Annotated in this window: 10 protein-coding genes and 1 pseudogene; 4 read left to right on the top strand and 7 right to left on the bottom strand. The window is 53.5% G+C overall.

What is annotated here, in order from left to right; translation table 11 throughout:
- Positions 1-404 precede the first annotated feature (404 nt).
- Positions 405-971, bottom strand: coding sequence for a hypothetical protein (locus FD38_RS12855; RefSeq protein ID WP_162254322.1), 567 nt, complete (start codon positions 969-971; stop codon positions 405-407).
- A 426-nt stretch (positions 972-1,397) separates the two neighbouring features.
- Positions 1,398-2,255 (bottom strand): hypothetical protein, encoded by an 858-nt coding sequence (locus FD38_RS12850; protein ID WP_162254321.1) that lies wholly within the window; start codon positions 2,253-2,255, stop codon positions 1,398-1,400.
- Between the two features lie 61 nt (positions 2,256-2,316).
- On the opposite strand from FD38_RS12850, the gene FD38_RS12845 reads away from it, so the two are divergent.
- A complete protein-coding gene (locus FD38_RS12845) occupies positions 2,317-3,231 on the top strand; it encodes a DUF5776 domain-containing protein (RefSeq protein WP_162254320.1) in 915 nt (304 codons plus the stop codon).
- A 166-nt stretch (positions 3,232-3,397) separates the two neighbouring features.
- The gene (locus FD38_RS09785; protein WP_057733726.1) at positions 3,398-3,739 is read left to right on the top strand and encodes a hypothetical protein; all 342 of its coding nucleotides are present in this window, start codon (positions 3,398-3,400) and stop codon (positions 3,737-3,739) included.
- Positions 3,740-3,837: 98 nt separating this feature from the next.
- Here FD38_RS09785 and FD38_RS09780 read toward each other — a convergent pair whose 3' ends face one another.
- From FD38_RS09780 to FD38_RS09765, 4 genes are all read right to left on the bottom strand, one after another.
- Positions 3,838-4,794: a Dyp-type peroxidase gene (locus FD38_RS09780; RefSeq protein WP_057733724.1), complete on the bottom strand. Its 957-nt coding sequence runs from the start codon at positions 4,792-4,794 to the stop codon at positions 3,838-3,840.
- Between the two features lie 112 nt (positions 4,795-4,906).
- Positions 4,907-5,275, bottom strand: a complete 369-nt coding sequence (locus tag FD38_RS09775) for a winged helix-turn-helix transcriptional regulator (protein ID WP_057733722.1) — start codon at positions 5,273-5,275, stop codon at positions 4,907-4,909.
- Between the two features lie 43 nt (positions 5,276-5,318).
- Complete coding sequence (locus FD38_RS09770; protein ID WP_057733720.1) at positions 5,319-5,969, bottom strand: TetR/AcrR family transcriptional regulator; 651 nt, start codon at positions 5,967-5,969, stop codon at positions 5,319-5,321.
- Between the two features lie 103 nt (positions 5,970-6,072).
- Positions 6,073-6,345, bottom strand: coding sequence for a hypothetical protein (locus FD38_RS09765; protein ID WP_057733812.1), 273 nt, complete (start codon positions 6,343-6,345; stop codon positions 6,073-6,075).
- 380 nt (positions 6,346-6,725) lie between these two features.
- Here FD38_RS09765 and FD38_RS13145 point away from each other — a divergent pair.
- Both FD38_RS13145 and FD38_RS09760 read left to right on the top strand, forming a co-directional pair.
- Positions 6,726-6,881, top strand: a pseudogene (locus FD38_RS13145) (KxYKxGKxW signal peptide domain-containing protein); the annotation flags it as partial.
- A 1,704-nt stretch (positions 6,882-8,585) separates the two neighbouring features.
- Entirely contained in the window at positions 8,586-16,187 is a 7,602-nt protein-coding gene (locus tag FD38_RS09760; RefSeq protein WP_057733718.1) for a DUF5776 domain-containing protein, read from the top strand.
- Positions 16,188-16,420: 233 nt separating this feature from the next.
- Here the strand turns inward: FD38_RS09760 and FD38_RS09755 are convergent, their stop codons facing one another.
- Positions 16,421-18,283 (bottom strand): subtype A tannase, encoded by a 1,863-nt coding sequence (locus tag FD38_RS09755; protein WP_057733716.1) that lies wholly within the window; start codon positions 18,281-18,283, stop codon positions 16,421-16,423.
- Between the last annotated feature and the right edge of the window lie 202 nt (positions 18,284-18,485).

Raw genomic sequence — 18,485 nt, 5'->3', positions numbered from 1 at the left:
CAATCGGCCGTCGATTTGGCGAAGAGTGTTAATGAAACTAGCCGGGAAGAAGCTAGTGTTTCCGAGTCCGAAACCAGTTTGTCGCAACGAATCAGCCAGGACCAGAGTCAGTGGTCGGTTTCGTTAGATTCAGGTGCGGTTCAATCGGCGAGTCTTAAACAGAGTCAGGAGATTGCGTCGTTATCAACCGTGGCAAGCCAACGTGGTTCCGCGGCTGATAGCCGGTCAATCGAATTGGCAGGACAGTCGCAGTCGAATTCTGAATCGCTGACGAGTTTGGCTCAACAATCGGCCAGTGCTTCGACGGTAAGCTCGGAAGTTGTGGCTTCGGCGGAGAGTTTGGCTAGTGGTAGTCAGATTTTGCAATCTATAGAGGATTCGTTGACGTCCTTGAGTACGCTCAATCAAGCACAGTCGGAGGCATTAGATAGTCTGGATGGGGACAAGCACAGTTTGAGCACGGCGCAGTCCCAATATGCGTCGGTCTTAACTAGTTTGAGCGGCGTTTCATTGGCGGCATCCGTCGCGTCGCTCTCGCTGACTTCGTTGTCCGTGACTAGCGAGCAACAAGCTTCCAATTCGGTCTTGAGTTTGGCTAACGCCGTGTCGCTTAGTGCGACTAGTTTGTCAGCTCGTAAGGATTCGTTGACGAGTGCCGCGGCATCGGTTTCCATGGCGGAGGCCAGCGCGAGTGAATTTTCGCTATCAGTGGAAAAGTCATTGTCGACACTTAGGTCACAAGAAGCGTCGGCGTCAACGTCGACATTGGAATCACAAAAAGCCTCGCTTTCTACGTTGAAGTCGCAAGAAGCTTCGGCCTCGACGTCAACTTTGAAATCGCAAGTGGCCTCACTTTCGACATTGAAATCACAGGTAGCATCGGCCTCGACGCAAAAATCACAACAGGATAGCCAGTGGGCAGCTAGCGTGGCCTCGGTCAGCGCCAATGAAGTTAGTGTTGCTTCAATCAATCAAGTGATCTCGGCAGCGTCGCAATCGGCCGTCGATTTAGCAAAGAGTGCGAATGAAGCTAGTCGGGAAGAAGCTAGTGTTTCCGAGTCCGAAACCAGTTTGTCGCAACGAATTAGCCAGGACCAGAGCCAGTGGTCGGTCACGTTAGATTCAAAGGCCATCCAGTCGGCGAGTCTTAAACAGAGTCGGGAGGTTGCGTCGTTATCGACCGTGGCGAGTCAACGAGGCTCCGCGGCTGATAGTCGGTCGGTCGAATTGGCAGGACAGTCGCAGTCGAATTCTGAATCGCTGACTAGTTTGGCTCAGCAATCAGCCAGCGCTTCGACGGTAAACTCGGCAGTCGTTGCGTCGGTTGAGAGTTTGGCCAACGCCAGTCAATCGTTAAGCACGGTCGAGGCCTCATTGACGTCCTTAAGTACGCTCAATCAGGCACAGTCGGCGGCGCTAGATAGTCTCAACGGGGACAAACCAAGTTTGAGCACGGCGCAGTCCCAATATACGTCTGCTCTAACCAGTTTAAGCGGCATTTCGTTGGCGGCATCCGTCGCGTCGCTTTCGCTGACCTCGCTGTCCGTGACTAGCGAACAACAGGCCTCCGATTCGGTTGAGAGTTTGGCCAATGACGAGTCGGCGAGTGCGACTAGTTTGTCGGCCCGCAAGGCTTCGTTGGCGAGTGCCGCGGCGTCGGTTTCCGTGGCGGAGGCCAGCGCGAGTGCAGTTTCGTTATCGGTGGCAAAGTCGTTGTCGACACTTAAGTCCCAAGAAGCTTCAACGTCAACATCGATTTTGAAGTCGCAAGAGGCCTCACTTTCAACGTCAGAATCACAATCGGCATCACGCAGCATCGCTTCGGCAGAAAGTGCGGCATTGCAATCCGAATCGACATCGCGCAGCATCGCTTCAGCGGAAAGTGCGGCGTCGCAGTCCGAATCAACGTCGCGTAGCATTGCTTCAATGGAAAGTGCGGCGTCGCAGTCCGAATCAACGTCACGCAGCATTGCTTCGGCAGAAAGTGCGGCATTGCAATCCGAATCGACATCACGCAGCATTGCTTCGGCGGAAAGTACGGCCTCGCAGTCCGAATCAACGTCACGCAGTATTGCTTCGGTGGAAAGTGCAGCCTCGCAATCAGAGTCAACGTCGCGTAGTATTGCTTCGGCGGAAAGTGCGGCATTGCAATCCGAATCAACGTCACGCAGCATTGCTTCGGCAGAAAGTGCGGCACTACAGTCACAATCCACATCTCGAAGCCTTTCGCAATCCGCTAGTGAGTCCTTAGCCACAAGTCTCGAGAACTCGCAGAGAGCTTCGACCTCACAATCGCGCAGCGCGAGTGCCGCGGCGGTGGCAAGCCAGAGCCGGTCCCGGCAACAGAGCCAGTCGCAATCGCGGAGTCGGAGTGCCGCCATTTCCCAGGCGTTGAGTCAGTCGGTTGCGCAAAGTGAGGATAGTCGTTCGGCGGAAGCGAGTCAAAGCCAGAACCAGACACCCCGGCCAACGGTGACCTCGACCGCTTCGTTATCGGAGGGGAGCGCCTTAGCCCGGCCGACCCACTTCAAACGGTTTAGCGTTTCCGCGGCAAAGAAGCTCGGGCTGTACCGGAAACCGACCTTTACGGCGGCGAACCGCTTGACCTGGTACGCTAAGCAACCGCGGTCGCGGCAACCCCAATTCGTGGTTATCGGCGTTGCCACCTCGAAATATGGCGTATTACGCTATCACGTGCGCGACGTCAACCATCACTCGAAGACCTACGGCATGACCGGCTACATCACGGCCCGCCACGCCTTCGTGAAACGGACCTACCACACCCAAGTGGACCGCATCAAGACCATTACGGTGATTAATCCGCGGGGAATCAATAGCTACCGGACGGCGAAGTTGACAGGTAAGGTGGCCCATTACCGGCAGGGGCAACAGCTGAAAATCAAGCGGATCGTCACGCACCATCTGACGACGCGATATCAGCTGACCAACGGACGGTACATCACGACCAATAAACAGTTCGTGTACGCCGGTCGGTTGAAGTACCCGCGCCGACTGACCGTGACCTACGGCGCCAACCTATATCGCGACGTGAACTTCCAGTCGTCCACAGCTCGACACTACGCCCGGCACCAAACGATCAAAGTTCTTGGATGGAATTATAGTAACAATGGTACACTACGTTATCGAGTCTCCGGGGGGTACGTGACGGCGAACCACCACGACGTCAACGCTAGTCAGCAGCATTTATTAGCGGGAGAACGTTTACAATAATCAGGTGATAAAAATTGGCCACTCAGTGTGAACTGGGTGACCTTTTTCATATCCAAATGGATTATTTTGGGCAGTAATTAATTGCGTCTAATATAATTTTAATCATAGTGAATGTGCTAGACTAAGGGTGAAAAATGGTTCGGTCAATCAATGGAGGCGGTATTAAATGAACGGATTAACCCCAGAGCAACAAGCGACTTTGCGTGGTGAACACTCGAAATCTCATAAGTTGAAAGGCGTCTGGCTCGCGGCGACCCTGGCTGCGGTGGACGACTTGATTGATCCGGGAAGAGCCGCTTCCGAGTTACCCAACGCGAACGTTCCCAAGGGAGAAATCGCGAAGCCAATTGATTACCATCAAGTGGCGTCCATGCAACAAAAGGGGCGGATTCCCGCCGAAGCCACGTTGATTGCGGCCAGCCGGGCCCAACCCGTTAAGTCGACCGTCCGCACGACCGCCACGATTAAGCGGACTACGGTCACGGTCAATCGCAGCTCCCTTTCGTAAGGTTAGTCAACTAATTATTAAGACGATAAAAATAACGTGCACTGCTCATTCCAGCGGTGCACGTTATTTTGGGTTCAGTTTAAATTTACCGGTAGTGTTTAGTGGAATTCGTCTTCGGCCATCTTGGCGAGTAAGTCGCGGGATGGCACGAAGAAGGCTTGGCCGGATAACAGCTTGGAGAAGGACAACAGGTAGTCGCCCTTTTCGACCATGTTGGTCAGCATACCCTTAGTGACCTTCCAGTGCCGGGCGTACCCGATGAAGTAGGTCCCGGTGTTCCCACCAGCAGGGGTGGAATAAGGCACGTTCATCCGCACAATCTTTTGTTCGACACCGTTTTCGGTAAATTTAGACGCCACGTTATGGGCGTTCTTGAATTTATCGGCGTCGTCGAGTTCGTAGTCGCTGAACTTTTCCCGTCCCACGGCCTTTTCTTGGTCTTCGGTCTTGAGGTGGTTCCAGACGGGCATGTCGTGTTGCCATTTCTGTGCGAAGGCGTAGGACCCGTTTTCAAAAGTCGGGTCTTCGTCGCCGACTAACGCGTAGTCCGCGGCGTCTTCGATGGCTGGTGCTTCGGTCCCGTCGATGAAGCCGATGATGGCCCGACCTTCAAAGTAACGGAAGCCTTGGGTTTCATCGACCACGGTGGTCACGTCTTCCAGCACGCGCCGGAATTGGGTTTGGGCTTCGTAGACCACGGCGTTGTCACTGGCCCGAATGTGCAAGAACAGGTCGCCTTCGGAAGCGGGCATCTCGTACTTCGGTCCCTTCAAGGTGGTGAAAGTTTCCAGTTCGGCTGGCTTTGGGGCGTCCGGGAACAGGTAATCCCAAGCGGTGCTACTGATCCCGATGGAGACCTTGAGTTGTGAGCCGGTCTCCGGCTTGGCGTCACGAATCTTCAAAGAACGCACGATGGCCTGGGAACGGTCGGCGAATTCTTGGAAGACTTCGCGTTCGTGTTGTGGGTCTTGACGGTTGAACTTTAAAACGGTGAATTGAACGTGTTCCCCGGCATCTTTCCAGACATCTTGAGCACGGCGTGGATCGATTGACATGTTAAATCCCTCCAGTTTTCTTAGTTAGATTTAGCGTACAAAAGGGTTGGGGGATAGTCAACTGATAAGGTGCCGGCGGCCAAAAATAATTAATCATTTGATAAACGATTAATTAATTCGGAACATTTTCTCGGTCTAAAATCTGGACATCTTCGCCGTTAGCCTGTCGGCGTTCAACGTTGTCTTCGCCCCACAAGCAAAGTTCGTGCAGAATTTGCACCAGCGTTTCGCCGTAGGGGGACAGGGCGTATTCGACCTTGGGTGGCACTTGTTTGAAGACTTGCCGGGTGATGATGCCGTCGTGTTCCAGTTCGCGGAGTTGCTGGGTCAGCATTTTCTGGGAAATCTGGGGGATCGCCCGGGACAGCTCACCGGTCCGCATGGTCTGGTGGCGTAAATGGCATAAGATGACTGGCTTCCACTTGCCACCGATAACGTCGATGGTGGCTTCAACGCCGATATGGTAGGTTTTTTCGGGCATGGGAACCCCTCCTTTGATGGTTAAGTCTTAGTATAGCACGTACCTAGGCACTGAGGACCCTTTCGAGGGCCAGTACCAGGTAGTGGGCCTGCTGGTCGTCGTCCCAGTCGTGGTCGGGAAAGAGGATGTAGCGGTCCATCACGTAACCGCCCAGCACGGACATGATGTGCCGAAAAACGATGGGGAAGGGCCAGTCAACCATTAAGCCGCGGCGTTGGAAGTCGGCAATCACCGTTTTAAAGGTGTTGACGAAGCTGGCCGGGGCGTTGGTCAAGAATTCGGCGCGCAAGTCTTCATTATAGAGGAGCTCGCTGAGAAAGACCTTGATGGCGTCCTGGTTTTCGGCGGCGAAGGCCATCCGGTTACGGACGAAGAATTCCAGAAAGTCGTGCAGGTTGGTCATGGGCTGTTGCAGGGTCTCTTGTTTCAGTTCGTCCAAGATGTCGGGGATGATTTGGTGGATGATGGGGTCCAACGCGATGCGTAGGATGTTGGCCTTGGACTTGAAGTGCTTGAACATGGTCCCTTCGGATTGGTGGGCCGCCACGGCGATTTGGTGCGTGCTGGTGTTGGCGTATCCCTGTTTGGCGAAGAGCTGGATACTGGTGATTAAGACGTCTTTTTGTTTTTGAGTGAGGTCCTTGGTGGCGTTGACCGCCGCGGGAAACTCGGCGAGGATTTTTTTATTGGGCATGGTGAGTCGCTCCTAACTAGATCTTAGGTCTATTCTAGCTGAAAATAAGCAAAACGGGTAACGTCTTGTCAGGCGTTACCCGTTTTAGCGTGAGGGGGTGAGGCTAGTGTTGCTGAGCGATGTGGCCACTCTTGCGATAACCCAGGTAGAACTGGCAAATCGCGAGGATGACGTTGACCCAGTTGACCGTCATGAACCAGCCGGACAGTGCGGTGACACTGGCGGCACCGTAGAAGGCCCAGAAGCCCCAGACGATGGCGATGACGTTGATCCAAGCGAACCACTTCATGAGAGATTGATTATGCGTCGCAAAGCAAGTCCAAATCCCGTTAACAATCAACCAAATGGCAAGAATCCAAAAACTAGTCGTGAACATCATAAGATCTCCCTTCTTTTTATCGAGCGAGTAATCACTCGCCCTTAAGAACAACTTCATCATAACACCAAATCCGAAAAAGACAAGGGGGATTTTAAAAATAATTTAGTGGGTGAAGAAGTGGTTCATAGGCCAAGAGAATAATTAAAAATGGTCGGGAAAGTGACCATAAATGCGTTGGCTGCCAATATTTATAAATTAATTTTAGTGATTATCCGTTTTATATCAGACTGAGAATCGGAATGGTCCGTTGACGTTTTGATTATAAATGCTGTTATACCGGGGTTTATTGAACTAATTATACAACACCAGGCGGACTATTCAGGGGAGAACATGGTATTATCAACACTAGTAAGGTGGTTAAAAAAGGGGAGACTCACATGAAAGGATTAAATCCAAAGAAGCAATCGGCGCTCTTTCAGAATAACTGTAAGACGCATTTTAAGATGTATAAAGCAGGAAGACGATGGCTGATAGCGGGGATTTCAATCCTGAGTGGGCTGCTGGGGGGCAGTGCGCTCACAGCAACGACGGCGAAGGCCCAAACGTTGACGCCGGGGGCGGGGCAGCAGGTCGCACCAGAGGACGTGACGGCGACCCAGACGTCAATGACCATCCCAGCCACGTCGCAAAGCGCCAGTGAGGTGCCCAGCGCCGAAACAACAACGAGTGCGAGTGGAACCACGTCTAGTGTGGCGGTAAGTCAAAGTCACGTGAGTGGTAGTGCAGTGAGTGCTACGTCGACAAGCACCAGTGAGTCAGTGGAATTAATGGCAGCGGAGGAAACCGACCAGAGTAACGCGGTGACTGCGACCAGTCTAAGTACGAGTGACCAGTCGGTGGTGGACTCCCAGGCGACCGCTAATTCTACGACGTTTAGTGAGGCCGCGCGGAAGGTTCCGGTAGCGCCCCAGGCTTATGCCTTTTCGTTTGAGAAGTATGTGCCGGATCCAAGCGCTAAAGTTGATGTAGCGTCTTACAACAAAGGCCAAACTGAAGCTAGTAGCCAAATTAGCAATATCGTGGCGCACTTCACGTCAACCGGGGGACTGGGCATCCTACATATTTTGATGGACCCGTCGATTCAAGGGGTCTCAGAGACGATTACGAAAAACATCAAAAAAATGGCTGACTTAATGGATCTGTTCTATCAGAAAAAGGATTTTCAATATAATGACCCGTATGGGACACCGGTGTGGTACAACGGCGTAATTGGAAAATCAGCAGCCAATAATCTAATTTACCATGACTTTAATTTGGGCTATGCAGACTATCTCCGCAGTTTTGCCGAAGGAATCAGCGATTGGGTTACCGGAATTAAGGCCAAAGCTCAATCGAAAGATACCAGTGTAGCTGATGGGTTAATTAACTATGGACATTATGATGGGACTCAGTTAGCAGGTAATTCTGGACTTTTAGGACAAGCGGGTGCAGCTGGTACTACATTCCTAACATGGCTTAAAAGAATTTTCACGACAAATAACTATGCGGGTAACATTTTAAAGTACGAGGGAAATCCCCATAATGTAGCTAATCCCGATGTGGACAGTGCAGTCAATGCGATTAACTTTTATACGTCCATTGTGGCGCCAGTTATTATTAACGGAGTTGCGCATCAAGCCTTGTCAGATGTGCGGGCTATTGGTGGGCATATTAAGGATGGGGACTATGCACCGAATCTGTTGAAGGATGCCGTAAATTTAAACGTCAATGTTACAAAAATGCTTCAAGATATCGGACTATATGATGTTTTAGGAACGTCAATCATCCAAAATGTTTATGAAGGCATTCGGATGAATGCTCAAAATGCGATTGAACGAAATTGGTCAATTGGGGCCTCTAAAGCGTTAACGGATGCATTTAATGGAAGACCGGCGACTAGGGTGAGGTCTCCTTATTCTGGAACCCCAGGATATTCGGAAAGTAATCCGCAATCGATTTTGGACGATGGGACTGGCAAAGTTCCGTTGTCACAGGTGGCACAAGCGGCGGGATATGCTTGGTATAGAAAACTGATTACGTTAGTTGTTAAGCAAGCGGGGATAGATGCTCAGAGAAATGCTCCTCAGACCACGGTTGCAGGAATTATCGATGAAGTTAATGCTTCGCTAATCAAGACTCCTGATCCAGACAATGCTCCGTTATCAGATAATGAAAAGAAGCAAATACTAGTTGATAATGTTACGCATTCTTTTGGTTCGGCGAAGTCTTATAATCGCAATGGAATCGGCGTACGGCAAGTGATTACAAAGATTTATAATAGTGAATATCAAGCCATTCAGGCAGTAATTGCGGATTATCAGCAAGCCCCAGCCTTGTCTGACGATGAGATTTTGAAGAAACAGTCGCAATATCGTTTTGTAAATCCGGCAGATGGCAATAAATTTGATTTAAACAATTACAGTCTGATTTATAAATACCTACGGAATAAAAACGTGGCATATTTGGCCATGCAATTGGCTGATCAGCAGGTGTTACAAAATAAAGATGATAAACCAATCAGCGATAAGACCAATAAGGAATTAACTGAGAGCTTTAACGCTGATGTCCCAGGGATATTTAATATGGGAATGGACCTTGACAACTTTGCTGTGAAGGATAGCCTTTTTGGGTCAATGCTAATTCGTAATTATAAAAATATTTACGAAGATGAGCTAACGGCTGCCAAGAATGCTTTAGCCGCTGGTAAGACATTTGCAAAAGAACATTATGGTAAATTAGCTAACGGTTTAATGCAGTCGGTTGACCAAGCCAAAATGGATGAAGGCAGTTTTAAAAATGATGGAACGGCTAATAAATATTTAAATTATGTTTCTCCTAAATGGGGTGGAGAACCGGTTCCAACCGTCGATCCCAACGATGTGCAATCCGGCCAAATTTTCAGCAAGGGTTACCAGTCCCAACTCCAACCGATCCATCTGGTCTTTCAATCAGCTGATAAGCGCTTCAAGGATGTGCAAGCCAAGCTATACGCCAGTCTCGGTGTTACCGCAACAACGGACCCAACGTATGGTTCCGTGTACTATACGTTGGCTGGGCGGGACGTGAACATCAAGGCCCCGTCGATTGCCGGTTGGGTTGCGGGTCAGCAAACGGTGACGTCCGACGGTATTCCCCAAGTGACGTTTACCTATACCCTGAGTAAAAACGCCCAGTTATCGCAACTCGGTACCCAGTACGGGACCTATAACCGGCAGCCAGCGAGCGACCAATTAACGGATACGGCCCTGACGGTGAGTTGGGCGGACGGAAAATCGAAGACCCTGGGGATTGCTAAACAGTACCTCACGGTAGATAAGAATGCCACTCATGTTGGTTCGTATAAGTACCACTTAAACCAAGACGGGATTGCGTACGTTATCGACCAACTCACGTCCTCAACAGCCACACTTCAAAATGGTGACAAGCTTCCTACAGAAGACGACTTAGCCAAGGTGACAGGAACCTTTAATCTACAACAGGCGCAAAACGGTCGTTTTTTACCTCACCTGGTGCTCAAACCAGCCACGGTTGTCCAGGGGCAGGCACCAACTATCGACGAGCTGGTCGTTTCGGCCACCGATGACCAGAAAAATGCAATTGATCATCGTCAGATTACAATGGACCCGCATGATTGGGCGACGATGGGTTCCCAGTCCGTAAACCTGACCCTTACCGACCCCACCAGTCAACAAAAGGTCACGGCAACGACTATGGTTAATGTGATCTCGCAGGAGACCTCGACCGCAACAATGGACTCATTGACGACTCAAAGTCAGTCGTTTAGCCTGGTGACCGACAGTGAATCTTCGGCCAGTGATGCGACGGCTTCGGCCAACAGTCAGTTGACCTCCGTCGCCAGTCAGGAGCAAAGCCTCACGACCCAGTCCGCATCTGACCAGTCGATCGTCACCTCGTTAGAAAATTCGACTAACAGCTTAGTGGACCAACTGGCCTCGGCTAACAGCGCGCTGGATTCACGCAACGTGGCCAGCGATTCGCGCAACATAGCGGCCACGGAGAACCAGACTCACAAGGTGGTCCAGTCATTGAGCCAGGCGCTGCACGTGTCGTCTAATGAGGCCTCACTAGCTTCCCAGGGAGTGGCTAGTCTGAGCCAACAATCAGCGTCTCTGTCCGCGAGTCAGTCCGAAATTAATCACCAACTCAGTCAATCCCAGTCAGCCGAACAGAGTCAGGTCGCGGCGGCTAGCCAGTCCCGAAGTCAGGCTATCGACAACGAAACATCGCAGAGTCGCCAAACCAGTCAGGTGGCGTCAAAGATCGCCTCACAGGTTGGTTCCGGAGCTAGCCTGATCGCGAGTCAGTCCCAAGTCGCGTCGTCTCACCAGAGTCAACTGAGCTCGTTAGCCGATTTGCAAAAGAGTCTGATTGATCAGTCGCAAGCCGTGGCGAGCCAATTAACGATTGCGTCGGACGCGTCGGCCAATCTTGCACAGATGGTGAAGCCAAATAAAGATATTGAGAATAAGATTGAACAATCGCTGGCTGAGTTGAGTAAGAAGACCGCTTCGGTCAGCGACGCGTTGGTGGCGCATGCGCATACGAGTGACCACCTCCAGCAGCAAACTTCCTTGGACCAGTCGTTGAGCGTTACCGGGTCGTTGTCGCAGGCCTCGTTGATTACCGCCAGTCAATCGCAAGTCGTCGCCAGCGTCAGCGAGCGCAGTGCTTCAGCGGTCAGTTTCGCCTCCGAATTGTCCCGGGCCGAGGCCAGCGTTGCCCAACAATCGGTGGCCAATCAGCAGTCATTGACCAGTATGCGGCAAGTCGAATCTAACATCGCCAGCGTTTTCTCGGCGGACCAGTCGCAAAGTCTGACTTCCCAATCGCAGGCATCGCTGAGCGTGATTGCGCAGAGTCAGGCGTCGTTAGTCAGTGCATCGCAGTCGGCAGATAGCCAAATCAGTCAGTTGAACGCACATTTCCAAAGTCTCCAGTCCCAGCTGTCGACGGCCTCGCAGGCCTACAGCCAGGCCAGTCGTTCCCAGAGTCAGGCCACGGCTAAACGTCAGTCGCTGAGCAATCGGGTGACGCAGCAGGCCAGCCAGCAGAGTCTGGTTGTCCAGACCAGTCTGAGTGCGGCTGACAACTTTGGGTCGCGAGAGATTGCCGACATTTCCCAAAGTCTGACCCGGCCCGACCTGACCACGGCCCAGAAATCAGCGTTTACGTCGGCTCAGGCAAGCCTCAGTACGGCCGCTGATCAGCGAAACTCGCAGTGGACGGCTCAACAGTCGACTTATTCGCAAGCGTTGAGCCAAGCCGCGCGGGATAGTCAGTCAGCTGCCTCCGACTTAGCCAGCCAACAAGCCAGCAACAGTCGCCTGGGTTCCACCGTGGGGAGTTTGTCGCAACGGCTAAGCCAGTCGGCCGCCTCACAATCGCGGGTGATCGCCCAGGCGTCCCAGTCGCTTAGCGCGGGCGCCGAATCGTTGGCCAGTCAACAAGCCGCCTACACGCGGGATAGCCAAGCCGAGACGACGCCCACCGCCGACCAGTCGCTGGCCCTAGTGCAGGCGGGGCAACATGAGATTGCCAATTCCGTTTCCCTGACCAGCCAAGCGGCCCAGGTCCTCATCTCGCAAACGTCGCTGATTCAAACGAGTTTGGACCAACAATCGCAATGGGGGCCGGCGCTGACGTCGTTGATCTCGTTGGCTAACGCTAGCACGTCAATGGTCAGTTCCGCGGCCCAGCGAGACCGTGACGCGGGGCAGACGGCCCAGACCAGCGTACTGGCCCAAAGTCAGGCCACGGCTCAGCTCAGTCAGCGGGTGCAAAGTGCCCTCGCCAGTGTTTCGACCGTGGCGAGTGAGTTGACGTCGCGGGCCCTCGCCAGCGTGAGTCAGATTGAATCCATGCAAAGTCAAAGCGCCTTACAACAGACGCAAAAGCAACAAGCCGCCGCTCACCGGCAAACAGAATTGGTCACGACCAGCAACGACCTGGCTCAGCGCAGTCAAACGGATCAGGCCCAATGGACCCAACCCCAACACTTGAAACAAGAAGCCAGTTTATCACTGGCTCTAGCGACCGCGGGGCAGCAGTCTCAGGCCCAAACCAGCGCCCAGTGGTCGTTGATCCACACGAGTTTGAGCGCGGCTTCCCTGGTGGAATGGACCCAACAGTCGACCTGGTCGGTGATTCAGGCTAGTTTAACGGCTAATCCCCAGGCCCCCGCGGTGCAGGTGACTGCGGCCAATTCGGCGGCCACGAGTCTGAGCCAGCTGAGTGAGCAGAATGTCGCGGAATTATCGCAGTTGGCGGACCAATCGACCAGCCAGGGGGATGCCAGCACGGCCGATAGCCTGCGGAGCTTGTCTGTTCTGGCGACGACTGATGATGCGCGAACGTCATTGGCCCAAGTCAGCCAGTCCGTGAGTTCACAACGTCACCAGTTAGTCGCCAGTCAGCAATCGATGACCCAGCAAATTAACGCCCGGCAGCACGATTTTCAAACGGCACAACAGTCGCTAGGGCAGGCGGTCACCGCTTGGCAGAAAACTAGCCAAGCCCAGCCGGCTACCGATTCAGCGGGCCAAGCGTCGTTGACCAGCGCGGCCGTCAGCTTGAGCCTGGACTCCCTCTCGGCCACCAGCCTCAGCCTATCCAACGCCGAGTCGGTCCTGTCTCTGACCCTAATCGATCAAGCCGAACAATCAAGCGTTAACGCGGCGGGGCAAGCCCTCACGTCACTCTACGAGACCAGCGCTAGCGAGCAATCGCAAAGTGAGCAACGCGCCTTCACTGACTGGCACGCGCAACAAGCGGAGAGTACCACCATGGCCCACACCTTGACCTCGATGGCTGCCAGCTTGAAGTCCGCTAACCAGAGCGTTTCAGCCGTCATGTCCCAGGCCACGGCCAGTGTGTCGGCCGACGTGTCGCAACAAGTGGCCGGACAATCGACCAGTTATCAGGATTGGCGCCACCAGTCCCAGGCACTGGTGACCCACCAGAACGGGTTGCTGACTACGGCTCAGCACCAGGCCGAACAGGTTGCGGCGCAAGGGGAGCAGGAGACCGCCGCCCAACCATCAGTCACGAGTTTGACCACCCAGCTTACGGCGACGACTCACCAGTCGTTGGCCCAAGCCGCCAGTCAGCGTTCCCTCGTGGACGTGAGTTTGAGCGAACAGTCCGCGTTTGGCCAGAGTCAAGTCTCCGCTTGGACGCAGGTTCAGCAAAGTCTCGCCCAGCAGGCCCAGGTTCCGGCGGCGGAACTCAGCGCACTGGGTTCCGCCCAAACCAGCCTTAGTGCTCAGAGCCAAACGGATGCGGCCACGCAGAGTCTGGTGACGGCCCAACGGGAGAGTTTGGTCGCCACGTCGGTGCTAGACGGCGCGACCAGCCTATTATTGACGGATCAGCAGGCCCAAACCAGTTTAGCGTTGGCCCAGGCCCAACTAGCCGTGGCCCAACAGAGTCGTACCGACCAAGCCACGGTCACCGCGCAGGCGCAGGCGAGTGCGGCCGCCGCACAAGACTTTCAACGGTCGGCGACCTCCATGACGGCCCAGGTCACGGCGGGCGACCATTTCCAGCAGGGCGTCTTAGCCCAGCAACCCGTTGAAATCAAATCATCATTGGCGTTGAACAGCGTCTTGACCAGTCTCAGCCTGTTGTCGGTCGCGAAGACCAGCGTCAGTCTCGACCAGGATTGGGCGCAGATTTCGTTGGCCTCGGCCAGCCAAAGCCTGACCTCGCAGGCGTTGCAGGCTAATGTTTCGTTACTTTCCCAAGCCGCGACTAGTGCTAGCGACCAGTCGGCTCGGTGGCAAGCCCAGACTTCCGCGCTCACCAGCGCACAACGGGCGATCCATGCGGTCAGTCAGGCGCTCCAGTCGTTGACTCAGCGGCGGAGTCTGACCAGCACTAGCTTGGTCGTCCTGGCCAGCCAAGCGGCGTCGACCAGCGCGAGCCTGTCGTTGTCGGTCCAAGTCGCCAGCCAATTAAGCCAGCAAATCCAGATTGATAGTCAGCTAAAGTCCCAAGCGTCCGCGGCGTCTCAACGGCAATCCGTGACGACCTCGGTACAAGATAGCTTACAACTTCAGGATAGCCAACTGCGCAGTACCGCGGTGGTCCAGTCCCAGCACTCACTGTCGGCCTTGGCGAGTCAGAGTGTTCAAGCTTCGCAAATGGTCGACCACACCGCCTCGGCACCATCGGCGCATAGTACGTGGACCTCGGTGGCCGCTAGCCTGAGCGCCCACCTGTCTACCGTGACCAGCCAACTCGCGCAGTCGGCCCAGACTAGTTTGAGTGCGGCCTCGGCCACCCGGCAATCCGCCGAACAGGCGGCCAGCGTCGTGGCGTCCCGCAGTCGGGTTCAGGCTTCGTTGACCAGCCAATCGCAATCGGTCGTGACGCAATTAACGTCGGCGGCCAGTCAGTTACAGTCCGGCGCCCAAAGCCTGTTGAGTTCGTTGGCGACCACCATCAGTCAACTCAGCGCGGCGTCAACGGCCTCCCTGAGCTTAACCCAAGATCACCAAGCCGCGACGCCAGGGGAACAAAGCCAGGTCACCAGTCTGTTGACGCAGGCGGCCGGGGCCACCAGTGACCTGCTGACCAACAGCCAGTCGCAACATTCACTGGCCCAAGTCAGTGTGGCTGAAGCCGAGCGGAGTTTAGCGGACCGTTCCCGCGCCGCCATGAGCTTAGCAGCCTCGTTGGCCACGGCAACCCACAGCATGGGCCAACAAGCCCACGCTTTGGCAAGCGTGGCCCAGGCCACTTCTACGGCCGCCACGAGTTTGAGCACCACGTCGCAACAGATTCAGTCGGCGCAGACCAGTCAGAGCGTGGTGGCTTCTCGGTCCGCCACCAGCCTGAGTCTCGCGTCACAACGGGTACAATCGGTGCAGACTAGCGAAAGTGTCGCAACGTCGCAAGCCGATACCAGTCTCAGCTTAGCGTCACAGCAGACCCAGTCGGCACTCGCCAGCCAAAGCCTCGCTGCGGCGCACAACCAACCGCTACCGGTCGTGCCGGCCCCAGGTGCCGGGAATGCGGCCCCAACATCGCCGTTAGGCACCTCCCGGCCACAACCGACGCCGCTGAGTCCCCAAATCGTTGCGGGTCAGGGGAGTCAGCTGGTCCACACCGGGGGCCATCAAGCCCACCACTTTACGACTAAGCACCCTCGGTTCAAACGGTTCCGGGTCACCGGCGTGAAGAAGTTGGGCCTGTACCGCTCGCCCAACTTTAGTCGGCACACTCGGTTGACCTGGTACGCGCAACGGGCCCGGACCCACCAGCCGATGTTTGAGGTGCTGGGGCGGACCCACTCCGCCCACGGCACGTTGCGGTACAAGGTGCGCGACATCAACCGCTACTCACCAACGTACGGGTTAGTGGGGTATATCACGACGCGGTCCGCGTACGTTAAGCCGACCTACTACCAGCACCACAAACGGACCCACGTGATTACGGTGATCAACGCCCGCGGCATCAACGGGTACCACACGGCCAAACTTGCCGGCCGGCACTTACATTACCGGCAGGGCCAGCACTTGGCGGTCAAACGCTTAGTCCGCCACGGGCAGACCACCCGCTACCAGCTGACCAACGGCCGGTACGTCACGGCCAACAAACAGTGGGTCTACCGGGGCCGGCCACAGAATATTCAACGGCTAACGTTACCGCATCAGGTCTGGCGGTTCCAGACTGCCGGTTCGCACTGGCCTGTGGTGGTTCGCCACGTGACGACCTTGCCAATGACCCGTTATCGTTTGCCGCATGGGGTGGCGTTGACCGTTACGCCGTTGGTCACGCACCAGTCCCCGCACCCGGTGAACTGGTGGGGAGTACGGTTTATCGCGACTCCAAAATGACGGGAGCGACCGTCTAAATTCAAACTAAACTAACCGGCGCCTCGCAGTTCAGGGGGACGCCGGTTTTGGGGTGTAAGCGAAAATAATCACCACTGAGAAATTGTGTAGGCAACGCTAAGAACGGAATCAATAAAAAAGAATCTTCAACCGGCTGACTTAGTCAATTGAAGATTCTTTTTTAATTAAATGCGGTTAGGGGTTGTGACGGTCAAGCTACCGTTTCTAGACCCCAATTAGTTTAAACTTTGATTGACCCACTTAATAAAGTTCGTTTCGTTATTGCCTGTACGCTCCGCTTCCGTGTGTCCCTGTCCCCAAACGGTCGCAAAATCAACGCTCTTAACCTGTTGATTTTGTTGTAACGTCAAGGCCAGATTCGTTTCGACGGTTAACGCAGTGTCACTTTGGTTAATACCGGTCCGAATTCGCCAATACTTGGCAACTTTACTCGTGTTATACCCAGCGTAATAATTAGTCAGGTAGTACAGTGGATTATACAAATTCAGTCGCGTTTGCATTGAACTGCCTTGCGCATCAGTCTTCTTTAAGTCTGCGCGATAAGCCTTCGCGTAACTGGTTTTATAATTTTTTAACTTGGCGTACTTAGCTTGATTGGTCGTTAATAAGTTACTAATCGTTGAGTCAAAGTGATTAGCACTGCTTCCGCTGGTCGCAAATAGTTTGTTTTCCGTTTGTTGCCGTGTCAAACCGTCAAATGCGCCAACGTCCTTTGAAGCCGTCTTACAGTGCTTGACGAACGCCTTCATACTGGTGATCGTGGCGGTGTTTTTCTTGGCATTATACGTGATCCACTTGCCATTTTTGTTTAACGACTTAATATATGCCGTGACCGTTTTGTAAGTTTTGCCACTAGAGGTCGTTCCACCAGTCGGGGCACTCCCGGAAGGCTTGCTCCCACTCTTGGTGGCGCCGGTTGGTTTACTGCCACTAGGTTTCTTTCCTGAAGTTTGCGTGGCCGCGCTACTTGGCCCTTCATTACTGGTTGCTTTATACGGGAAGGTGGTATCTTTCAAAAAGTTATTCAGTGATTGTTCGACTTCTTTTTTCAAATACGTTGCGTAGCTTCCCGAGGTGTAGATGCCATTAGCCGATTTCTTGAGGGTTAGTGTCTGACCGCTAGCATCTTTTAAACCTAATTTATTAATGTATTGCGCGTAACTCGTTGCCATATCATTTGACAACGCTTTGGTCCACGTCCCTTGTTTGCGCGTTCCGGAGTTGGAATATTGGCCCATATTCCACTCATAAGCTTCGTTAGCCGTGTCTAGACTGGTAATGGGGCACCACGCCATCGCACCGGCCACCGCGTCACTAGTTGCGTTGCCGGTGGTCGTTGCTAACGGGGCACCGATGGCTTTTAGGTAAGTGGTGTATTTTTTACTATCACCCGTGGCCCCCATCAAAGCACTTTGCGCACCACCACCGCTGTGGCCGAACGTAAAGATCCGATTCGTATTCCCCGCAATGTTCTGGCGATTTAAACGGAGGGTGCGGACGGCTGCTTTTAAGTCGGTTACCCCCCAGGGCGATGAGCCATTAGATTTATCAGACTGATTCAAGCCGCGACACCCGGCGGCAACATAGATAAAGCCGGCCTTAGTATACTTGTTGGCACTACTATCGTAACCCGTTGGTGCTGCTTGGGCCGCGTAACCGGGGGTATTGACCGGCATGACGATTGGTGCAGTTTTGGCTGTGTAGCCTTTGACCTTGGCTTTGCGGTTGAACGTAATCGTGTAAGTTTGATGACCGCTAGTCTTGGCTTTGACGTACTTAGCTGGAATAAAAATGCCCATCGATTCGTACGTGCTACTTGTGGTCTTCGTGCCATATTTGATGCCGACTTGATAGTACACTTTATTAGTCGCGTTGTAGCGCCATTTTTTGTGATTGATTAACAACTTTTTGGCGTTGGTCACGTCTGCCTTGGTGACGGTCTGTTTGGTCGCTTTTGCCACTTGGGCCGCCGTACTGGTCTTGTGTTTTGTTTTGGTGGTTGCTTGTCCACAAGCACCTAACCCCACACTAATAATCAATAGGCCGCTCATCAGAGGCAATACCTTTTTGAATGACATCGTCAAGCTCCTCTACAATATCTGACTTTGTTATTGAGCGTATTGCGTACGCCTTCATCGCTAAAAAATCAGTGCAAAAAGCGACTTTTTCTTAGATTAGTCACACCAAGAATCGGTTTGCCTAGGAATAATCATCTCCTTATGCGAATTTTAGCATGGCCAAGCTTTAAATAACTATAAAAAAATTCGATCAGCCGTTCAG

Origin of the sequence: Levilactobacillus zymae DSM 19395 (genome assembly GCF_001434115.1) — a bacterium.
Taxonomy (GTDB): domain Bacteria; phylum Bacillota; class Bacilli; order Lactobacillales; family Lactobacillaceae; genus Levilactobacillus; species Levilactobacillus zymae.
This window is presented reverse-complemented; position numbering and strand designations above follow the sequence as displayed.